This is a genomic window from Paraburkholderia elongata (genome assembly GCF_013177735.1).
In the GTDB taxonomy this organism is placed as follows: domain Bacteria; phylum Pseudomonadota; class Gammaproteobacteria; order Burkholderiales; family Burkholderiaceae; genus Paraburkholderia; species Paraburkholderia elongata.
Map to the genome: position 1 here is coordinate 1 of NZ_WOEZ01000316.1, position 6,514 is coordinate 6,514.

At 59.6% G+C, this 6,514-nt stretch carries 8 protein-coding genes; 3 read left to right on the forward strand and 5 right to left on the reverse strand.

The window, feature by feature from the left end; translation table 11 throughout:
* Positions 1–728 precede the first annotated feature (728 nt).
* Complete coding sequence (locus GNZ13_RS49715; protein WP_172178819.1) at positions 729–1,424, forward strand: IS6 family transposase; 696 nt, start codon at positions 729–731, stop codon at positions 1,422–1,424.
* Between the two features lie 314 nt (positions 1,425–1,738).
* On the opposite strand, the gene GNZ13_RS49720 is transcribed toward GNZ13_RS49715, so the two are convergent.
* From GNZ13_RS49720 to GNZ13_RS49740, 5 genes are all read right to left on the reverse strand, one after another.
* Positions 1,739–3,148, reverse strand: a complete 1,410-nt coding sequence (locus GNZ13_RS49720) for a GGDEF domain-containing protein (protein WP_172178812.1) — start codon at positions 3,146–3,148, stop codon at positions 1,739–1,741.
* A 77-nt stretch (positions 3,149–3,225) separates the two neighbouring features.
* Positions 3,226–3,423 carry a response regulator gene (locus tag GNZ13_RS49725; RefSeq protein WP_172178813.1) on the reverse strand — a complete coding sequence of 66 codons (198 nt, stop codon included), beginning with the start codon at positions 3,421–3,423 and terminating at the stop codon, positions 3,226–3,228.
* 213 nt (positions 3,424–3,636) lie between these two features.
* Positions 3,637–4,380: an acetoacetyl-CoA reductase gene (gene phbB / locus GNZ13_RS49730; protein ID WP_172178814.1), complete on the reverse strand. Its 744-nt coding sequence runs from the start codon at positions 4,378–4,380 to the stop codon at positions 3,637–3,639.
* 143 nt (positions 4,381–4,523) lie between these two features.
* On the reverse strand, positions 4,524–5,087 hold the full coding sequence (locus GNZ13_RS49735) for a phasin family protein (protein WP_172178815.1): 564 nt from the start codon (positions 5,085–5,087) through the stop codon (positions 4,524–4,526).
* A gap of 265 nt (positions 5,088–5,352) precedes the next feature.
* Complete coding sequence (locus tag GNZ13_RS49740) at positions 5,353–5,550, reverse strand: hypothetical protein (RefSeq protein ID WP_172178816.1); 198 nt, start codon at positions 5,548–5,550, stop codon at positions 5,353–5,355.
* 407 nt (positions 5,551–5,957) lie between these two features.
* Between GNZ13_RS49740 and GNZ13_RS49745 the strand changes: the two genes are divergently transcribed.
* Positions 5,958–6,146 (forward strand): hypothetical protein, encoded by a 189-nt coding sequence (locus GNZ13_RS49745; RefSeq protein ID WP_172178817.1) that lies wholly within the window; start codon positions 5,958–5,960, stop codon positions 6,144–6,146.
* Between the two features lie 39 nt (positions 6,147–6,185).
* A complete protein-coding gene (locus GNZ13_RS49750; RefSeq protein WP_172178818.1) occupies positions 6,186–6,443 on the forward strand; it encodes a hypothetical protein in 258 nt (85 codons plus the stop codon).
* The last annotated feature ends 71 nt before the right edge of the window (positions 6,444–6,514 follow it).

The following is a 6,514-nucleotide window of genomic DNA, read 5'->3' on the forward strand; positions in this document are numbered from 1 at the left end:
ACGCAGGGTGCGCGTGGCGTCTTCAGCCAGCCGCTCACGCTGCCGTGACTGCAACTGCGCGATGCCCTTCAGGGTTTCCTGTTTCATGATTTGGTCCCCGTTTCATTTTTGTCGTGCCGGTCAAAGCGGGCGTGTGATTATTGGTCGCCTGTCCGATTGCGCGCTGCAATCTATGCGAGCAGTAGCGCGCCCGGTTCAGGCCACGGCAAAAACTTCCCCCATGCCGTGGATCAACAATACCCATTTGCCGATGATTTTCTGTGCGCTGATACGCATTGGGCGATACCCCTACCATCGTTTGAATCGCGGCGATGAAAAAAACACCCCGACCGCGTTCTCGGCGGCCTTGCCCGTAGAGATGGATACCCCTTACACCCTGCGGGAAGGCCCCCCAAGGCCACCAGACGGCCCGCCACGGGCGTGCGCGCCGCGGGTTGACCGTGCCCCCCGCAGGTCCGACGTGCGGCAGGCCGTTGCGAGATGTTTTCGGTTCAGACCACAAGGCACGCCGATTACCGCACCCGCCCGGCGCGCCCGTGTGGGCAGTCACATTGCGTCGAGCGCAGTTGATAAACCCGCCCTCGGCAATCTTCCCCAAACAAATACAGACCACCGGGGGGTCTCAGTCTTGAAACACTAACGCCCGAATCCGTGGCTTGAAGGGTTCTGGTGCAAATAGGCTCATTGGACCGGTTAAAGTAGCGATCCAATCAATCTGGTGGGCGGTGATGAGCAAGGGGAAGGGTCTGGAGGGGTTGTTCGATGGTCGGCATTTTGATCGGGAGATCATTGTTCTGTGTGTGCGCTGGTACCTTCGCTACAAGCTCAGCCAGCGCGATCTGGTCGAGATGATGGCCGAGCGGGGATTGTCGCTGGCACACACCACGATCATGCGTTGGGTAAAGCGCTTTACGCCGGAGTTCGTCAAGCGCTGGAACCGGTATGGCATACCCACAGGTCGGTCATGGCGTGTTGACGAGACCTATCTGAAGATTCGTGGCAAGTGGGTCTATCTCTACCGGGCGGTAGATCGGGTCGGCCAGACAGTGGACTTCATGCTCAGGGCGAAGCGCGATGTGAGCGCGGCCAAAGCCTTTTTCAGCAAGGCCATTAAACATCAGGGCAAGCCACCGGAGACGATCACGCTCGATGGGTATGCCGCCTCGCACCGGGCCGTGCGGGAGATGATCGCTGACGCTCTGCTGCCTGAGGGAACGCATGTGCGCTCCTCGAAGTATCTGAATAATGTGATCGAACAGGATCATCGAAACATCAAATCCAGAACGAACGTGATGCTCGGATTCAAACGATTCAGGTGTGCGAAGACCACGATTTCAGGCATCGAGTTGATGCACCGCATCCGCAAGGGTCAGTTCAATCTCCGCACTCTCGGACTCAAGGATACTGCTGCACCCGCCGTCTGAAATGCTGTCATGTTCAATACATAAGGTCTCCTTATGTATTGTATACGTCTCGGCTTCACCAGCTGTTTGCACCAGAACCCCCGGATGCAGGCAACAGGCGAAGCGAAATGCCATGCCGTGTGGGCCGGAACACCCGGTTCATTGTCCTATTGTGCCGAAGCGAATGGCTCACGGCCGGCCACGTCCGCACGCCGTTCTGTGCGCCTTCTCACAGAAAATATTGAAACCCGGTGGCCGGCCTATCGTCGAGTCTTTCGCTCCTATACCGCCTCACATACCGAACCAGCCAGCGGTAGCCACTCGCAAGGCGGCTTCTAGACAGCAATCACACAGTTGCGACCACGACGCTTCGCGTGATAGAGGCGTTGGTCAGCCGCATGCAGGATCGTGTCGATCGTGTTGCCGTCCTTCCCGAATTGGGATATCCCGATGCTCACCGTGATCGAAACACCGCGTCCGATCTCTCTGGCGAACGGGGTGCTCGCGATCGCCAGCCGGATACGCTCCCCGATCGCGAGTGCGGCGTCCAGACCCGCTTGAGGCAGCAACACCATGAACTCCTCACCCCCCACTCGGGCGACGCCATCGTATGGCCGGATCGCGTCGAGGCAGGTCTGCACGAACCCTTGCAAGACCTTGTCTCCGATCTGATGTCCAAAGCTGTCATTGATCCACTTGAAATTGTCCAGATCGAGCGACAACAGCGAAAACGGCGCACCGTCCCGCTTCGCCCGTGCGATTTCCGCTTCGACGCGCTCGATGAAACTTCGCCGGTTCGCAGCGCCCGTCAGCGGATCGGTGGCGGCCAGATGTTCGAGCTTCTGGTTGGTGCGCTGCAGTTCCTGCAGCGCGCTTTCCGTGCGCGCCATTGCCTCGGCGAGACGGGCCGACAACTCTTCCTGGCTGTAGATCGTGGCGAATGAACGGGTCGTGAGAAAGGCCTGCACAACGCCATAGCTCAGCAGGAAGAAGCCGCCTGCAAATATCGCGTGTGCGAGCCACCACATGTGATTCCACGGGCGGCCCAGAATGAAGGAAAGCGACGAGAGGGCGAACCATGTCACCGAGATGCCGTAGATCAGCATCAGCGGAGAACGAATCCGGCGCAACACCAGGGTGGCAACGTTCAGTGTGGAAAAGACAAGCGCTCCGCCCTCCATCGACAGGCGCACCCCCAGGGCGCCCGCAATGGCCGAGTTCGCCAGAAGCGCAACCAGCAGGTCGACGACGAGAAAGGCAGCAACCCACGCCAGCCAGTACCGGGTGCCCACGCGCCTGTTGACGGGGTCGGGCGATTGCCTGTATGACAGCAGCCCGACCAGCAACAGGACCGACATCACCAGCCGCGACGCCGGTCCATAGAGCAGGAAGAGCCAGATGTTGTGATGCGCGAGCCCGGTGAAAGCGCCGTGCAGCGCATAGATCAACGCGAACCCGAAGAAGCCCAGCGTCATCCAGCGCAGCAGCGGTTCGCCAGAAGACCGGTAGCACCGCCACGTCACATACGTGACAAAAAGACCTTCCAGCGTCGCCGCAGCAATCGCGATTTCATGAAATGCGTGATTTTCAAAGTGGAGAGCGGGATCCTGAAAGAAGAACAGATAGGCAATGAGATAAGCGGGAATAAGGGCGAAGCCCGCAAGTAACAGACGCACGTAAATCTGCGTGACGAGCCGGATGGCCGCGTGCGGTTCGTTTGCCTGGATACCTTCACTTGTGCTCATGGCCCGTTCCCCCAAGGTTGTCCGTTCTGTTTGTCGTTGGCGGTACATCGGCGTTGTCACGGTGGGCGTTCGCGCGCTCAGCGTCCCGCAACCGAAAGGAGACGGTGCATCGCGTCGAACACGTCAGCCATGTCAACGGGCTTGCGCAGACAGCAGTCGTACTGCACGAAGGCCGGTGGACTCGAATCGGCCGGGACCAGAATGAAAATCTTCTGCGACAGAGCAGGTTCGTTCCGGATGTACTGAAACAGGGCGCTGCCCGACATCTTCGGCATGCACCAGTCGGCCACCACAATGTAGACGCCGCATCACGTCGCAACAGTGACGATGATCCATGCGCCTGAGCAGCCGCTTCCGCAGATGTTCACGACGGTAATGGCCAGCGACCAGCATCGCAGCAATCGCCAGCACGAACGAACCGGCCACGGTCGACACCATGGACTCGCTCATCGACCACTCCTTCCCGGGTGTGGCTGCCGCGCCCAATGTCACTGCAGGTGCTGGCCGCCATTGATCGCAATGTTCGCCCCGGTCACGAAAGCCGCCTCCCGTGAGCACAGGTATGCAACGAGCGCTGCCACCTCTTCCGGTTGCCCCAGGCGGCCGACCGGAATCTGTGGAATGATCTTCGTATCCAGAACCTCCTGTGGCACTGCGGTCACCATTCTGGTGGCAATGAACCCGGGAGATATCGTGTTGACCGTCACGCCTTTCCTCGCCACTTCAAGCGCCAGTGATTTCGTGAAGCCATGCATGCCGGCCTTGGCGGCCGCATAGTTGGTCTGCCCGAAGCCGCCCCTGGAGCCGATGATCGACGCGATGTTGATGATCCGCCCCCAGCCACGCTCGACCATGCCGTCGCATACCGGCTTGCTCATATTGAAGACCGAGTCGAGGTTGGTGCGGATCACTGCATCCCAGTTGACCTTGTCCAGCTTCCTGAAGGTCGCGTCGCGCGTAATGCCCGCGTTGTTGACCAGGATGTCAACGGGACCGACCTCGGCCTGGATTTTCTCGACACACCGATGGCACGAGTCGTGGTCGGCGACGTCGACCGCATAGGCCGCAAACCGGCGTCCGTCGGCCGCCATCCGCTCAAGCCAACTCTCTACGCCCGCATTGTTTGGCGAGTACGTGACGATTGCCGTATAACCTGCGTCATGCAGTTTGATGCTGATGGCTTCGCCCAATCCACCCATTCCACCGGTCACAATCGCGATCTGTTTCGTCATGGTGTTTGCCTTTAACAAAATAGGAATGCGACTCGCTGATGCGCCAGGCCCCGTGGGCCGTCGAGCCAGCGCGTCAGAACGGCTGGCGAGGTTGTCCGCCCGCCGCAGCATGGCGACGACGGGCGCGGTGGTTGACGTAACGGCTATCTCGTCGCGGTGCGCGATGCCTGCCCGTATGCCTGCCGGGTCGCCTTCGACACCGCGGTCGTCGCCGCACTGAAATTGCTTTCGCCGGTTTCGACCACTTGCCGAGCGGTCCTGTTCAGTGTCTCGTACAGGGTGTTGGTCGCAGTGATCGCGGACTTCAACGCCGCAACGGCGGCCTCCGAACCGGCTGGCCCGTTCTTCGCGGCGTCGTCGATGAGCGTTTGTACCCGGTGGTTCTGCGCCTCGTACTGTGCTGCGGCGATTTTCGCGAATTCAGCCTGCGTGGCCGATGCAATGTCGAACAGGTGCCGGCTGTACGATTGAATCTTCTCGATGCCTGACTGCGAGTTGGCCTGCAGCGAGAACAACTCTTGCGGGTCTTTCGCCGACAGCGCTTTTCGCGTCCGCTCCTCGCTTTCGGAGAGCGACGATTTGATGACTTGCAAATTCAGTGCGACCACTTTTTCTAAGCCTTCGAAGGCTTTGCTGGTGAGGCTGAACAGCGTGTCAACGTTGGTTTTTTGGATTGCAGCAATCTGCTCGATGGACAATATGCTCATTCGGCTCTCCTGAAAATTTAATTAGCACTTTTTGAGAAACACAACGGCAAGGTTCGCGCGACAGGGGCGTGCCGACCAACCATTGCGGTTGTTCACCCTTCGATATTGCAGCCGCACTACGCGGCCCAACGTCTGTCCACGGAGTGCCAAACGCCAGCACCGGCGAAGCGGTTGTTACGTAACTGTGACAGGGACCGGCTTCACGTATACCGGAACCGGGCGGCGTTTCATCATGAGAAGGCGATGCGACGCCGCCTGCCAGGCTTCAGTGAAGCTGGGTGACGGCGTTCAGAAGGAAATATCCACTCTCGGTAATGCAGGGATGCTGATGCCCGGAGGCAAGCTTCTCAAGCTTGACGAGCTGGCGCTCAAGAAGGGTTTCAAGATCTGCGCGGTCCAGCTCAGCGTGTTCCGCAGCGTCCTTGACCAGCATGAGTGTTGCGAACTCACGAGGATTTAGCATCTGCGTCTCCTGAATTATAGGTGCCACGTTTTCCGCGGGGTTCGCTCGACCGCATCGCACTGTCGCTCATCCGGCTGAGATCGAGACCGCGGATCCGAGGTCTTCTCTGACCGGGCGCCGGCAGTGGGGCTCGCGAAAGTCATCGTAATGCGGTGATTTTCAAAATTCAATAAGTAAGACATATTTCTTTGACGTTCCAGGTCTTCGGCATAAAAGCCCGGCAAGTCTTGCGCGATGCATTGCGGTGAACGATGTGCGATCGGCAAAATTTGCACTGTCTCGAGCGTGAGCGAGAGGGTTGCGTGAATACCCAACGTCCAGCTGTCAAAGAGAGGCTCGAGCATCTGGGCGCGGCACCGGCTTCGTGTGGGGTACGCTGATCGGTATCGCAACGGTGGGAGCAAACCATGCGGTTGATCATCGAAGCAAGGTTGGCCGACGGGGACAGCGACACGGTCAATGACGGTGACGGAGTTCTGGCCGTGGTTGAGCGCCCTGACTGCAGTCTTGCCCAACTGGGCCTGACCCTCGCGGAAGGGCGGTCGCTGCTGGCCAGGGTGCAGGCCGAGCTGGTTTCGAAACAGGTGGAGTGGTAGCTCTCGGGCCAGACCCATTGTCGGCGCTACGGCGCAGCCTTGAGCCACAAGGACCGTCGCTCGACGGTGCTGCGCACCGTGTACGGCAACGTGACGGTGAAGAGTTCGCGGCTGTGGTCGTGTGCTTGCCAGCGGACTGCGCGGACGCCGCGGCGTGTGGTGCATCCCCTGTCCAAAGCCCTGACCAGGCGCGTCACGCCGGAGCTGGAATACCTCCAGGCGAAGTGGGCAGCCCATCTGCCATACGGGCAGGCCACGGCCATGCTCAAGGAAGTGCTGCCGCTGGACACCCATTAGCGGGCTGTTGTCAAGTGAGCAAACAATACCCACGACTACCTAGGTAGCCGGCTCTCAATTCCAGATGCAGT